Here is a 2,703-nt window from a genome sequence, read left to right as displayed (position 1 = left end):
TAGCCGTTGCCCCACACGTCCGGAATCCACACCGAGATCACGCCGACGACTAGGCCGCCGAGCGCGAGCCGCACGGGCAACGGCACCGGCAGCCGCTTGAACTGCGTCTTCGACGCGTCGAGCAGGTGCAGGAACTGCGGCGCGAGCACGCCGCACAGCGCGCCGAGCACGACGAACGGCAGCACCTCGGCGCCGGTCACGGCCGGAAACACCGGCATCTCGTACGGCGGCCGATAGCCGGCGAATTCGCGCATCACGATGTTCGCGACGACCGACGCGACGACCATCGGCCCGAAGCTCTCCATCGCGATCGTGCCGAGCACGATTTCCGACACGAAAAAGGCGCCGGCGATCGGCGCGTTGTACGCGGACGTGATGCCGGCCGCCGCCCCGCACGCGACCAGCAGGCGCAGGCGCGGCGGGTCGAAGTGCGCGAAGCGGCCGACGAGCGACGCGGCGAGCGCCGCGAGCTGCACCATCGGGCCTTCGCGGCCGATCGAGCCGCCGCTGCCGATCGTCAGCAGCGACGACACGCTGCGCCACAGGCTCTGCCGTACCGGCACGACGCCGTTGCCGAGCGCGACCGACTCCATGTAGTCGGTCTTGGCGGCCTCCTTGTCGCCGCGCGTCGCGAGCAGCAGCACGCAGCCGGCGAGGAAGCCGCCCGCGGCCGGCATCCAGAACCGCAGGTACCACGGCAGGCTCTTCGCCATCTGCACGAAGCTGCCGCTGTGCCCCGAGATCAACCGCTGCATCAGGTCGATGCCTTCGCGAAACGCCATCGTCGCAAAGGCGCCGCCGACGCCGACGATGGCCGACCAGATCAGCATCGTATGGGCGTCCGACAGGCGGAACAGCGTTCGGGCGCGAGTGCGCAGCTTCAGCAGGAACGAGAGCACGGCTGAAAGGGGGCGATGGAAAACGACGCGAAGCATAGCACTGCGCCGCGCCCGCGGGACTTCCCTGTCGGGCTTCCCGTCGGGCGCGGCGCGCGAGCCGTCGCGGACGTGCGGCTCAGCCAAGCCAGTGCTGCACGGCCCAGGTGATCCCGTAGCCGCCGGCGATCAGCCACACGTTCAGGATCAGGCCGGTCATCAGTGCACGCGGGCCGGCTGCGCGGATCTGCGCGACGCGCGTCTCGATGCCGAGTGCGGTCATGGCCATCGTCAGCGCGAAGGTGTCGAGCACGTTCAGCGTATGCGTGACGTCCGCGGGCAATACGTTCAGCGAATTGACGATCACGAAGCCGAGGAAGCCGAGCGCGAACCAGGGCACCGCCACCTTGCGCTGGCGTTGCGTGCCGCCGGCCGTGTCGTGAGCCGCGCGCGCGGAACGGGACGAACGGGCGAGCCACCAGCCGAGCGCGAGCAGCACGGGCACCAGCAGCATCACGCGCGTCATCTTCACGATCGTCGCGACGTGCACGACCTCCGGGCTGATGTCGCTCGCCGCGCCGACCACCTGCGCGACTTCGTGGATCGTGCCGCCGAAGAACAGGCCGAGGCCGGCCGGATCGAGGTTCAGCAGCCCGGCGTGGTAGGCGAGCGGATACAGGAACATCGACAGCGTGCCGAACAGCACGACGCTGCCCACCGCCATCGCGCTCTGGTGCGGCTTCGACTGCAGCGTCGACTCGAACGCGAGCACCGCGGCCGCGCCGCAGATCGCGCTGCCGGCGGCGGTCAGCAGCGCGGCGTCGCGGTCGAGCTTCATCAGCTTCATGCCGACCCAGGTGCCGATCGCGAGCGTGCTGACGACGATCAGTACCGACACCGCGAGGCCCGGCAGCCCGACCTGCGCGATCTCCTGCAGGCTCACGCGCAAGCCGAAGAACGCGACCGCGATGCGCAGCAGCTTGCGGGCGGAGAAATTGACGCCGGCCGCCCAGCTGGCCGGCATGCCGTCGCGCAGTGCGTTGCCGTACAGCGCGCCGGCGACGATGCCGACGATCAGCGGCGACAGGCCGAGCCCCGCGATCGCAGGAAGCTCGGACAGGCTCGTGACGGCGGCGGCGAATAGCGCGACGAACAGCACGCCGTTCAACTGGCCGCGCATCGACGGCGCGGCGTGGCTGAGAGGGGGAGTCGGAGCAGTGGACATGGAGCACCGTGATGGAGCGTGTGGCGATGGTGCAATCCTAATTTCGTTATATCGATATGAAAAATTGTGATTTGTGACATAAACTATCCGGAAAGCCGATAATTCATACCCATGACCCCGGATCAACTGATAACGTTCGCCGCCGTCGCCGAGCATCTGAACATCAGCCGCGCCGCCGTGGCGCTGCATCTGTCGCAGCCGGCCGTGTCGGGCCAGTTGCGGCTGCTGCAGGAAGAGTTCGGCGAGTCGCTGTACCAGCGCGACGGCCGCGGCATCCGCCTGACGCCGGTCGGCGAACAGCTCGCGCAATACGCGAAGGCGCAGCGCGACACGTTCGCGCAGGCGCGTGCGTTTCGCGACGCGGTGCGCGGGCTGGAAGCCGGCACGCTGCGCATCGGCGCGAGCACGACGCCCGCGAGCTACCTGCTGCCGTACCTGATCGCGGCGTTCCAGCCGCACGCGCCGCGCGTGTCGATCCAGACGATGAGCGGCAATACGGCCGACGTGGTCGCGGCGCTGCCGTCGCTCGACATCGCGCTGATCGAAGGGCCGCCCGGCGAGGCGCTGCCGCCGGGCACGGCCGTGCACGCGTGGCACGAGGAC

At 69.3% G+C, this 2,703-nt stretch carries 3 protein-coding genes; 1 reads left to right on the top strand and 2 read right to left on the bottom strand.

Going from position 1 to position 2,703, the window contains the following annotated elements:
- Positions 1–899, bottom strand: an 899-nt coding sequence (locus tag H3O04_RS34845) for a ClcB-like voltage-gated chloride channel protein (protein ID WP_202589464.1), incomplete at its 3' end; no start/stop codon positions are given.
- A 115-nt stretch (positions 900–1,014) separates the two neighbouring features.
- Positions 1,015–2,100 carry a YeiH family protein gene (locus H3O04_RS34840; RefSeq protein ID WP_027814158.1) on the bottom strand — a complete coding sequence of 362 codons (1,086 nt, stop codon included), beginning with the start codon at positions 2,098–2,100 and terminating at the stop codon, positions 1,015–1,017.
- Between the two features lie 111 nt (positions 2,101–2,211).
- Here H3O04_RS34840 and H3O04_RS34835 point away from each other — a divergent pair.
- A partial coding sequence (locus H3O04_RS34835) for a LysR family transcriptional regulator (RefSeq protein ID WP_202589463.1) occupies positions 2,212–2,703 on the top strand: 492 nt, incomplete at its 3' end.

Source organism: Burkholderia sp. KCJ3K979, from assembly GCF_016759955.1.
GTDB classification, from domain to species: domain Bacteria; phylum Pseudomonadota; class Gammaproteobacteria; order Burkholderiales; family Burkholderiaceae; genus Burkholderia; species Burkholderia orbicola.
This window is presented reverse-complemented; position numbering and strand designations above follow the sequence as displayed.

Coding starts and splice junctions, on each gene's coding strand:
- H3O04_RS34840 (WP_027814158.1), bottom strand. CDS start 2,100: ATGTCCACTGCTCCGACTCCCCCTCTCAGCCACGCCGCGCCGTCGATG.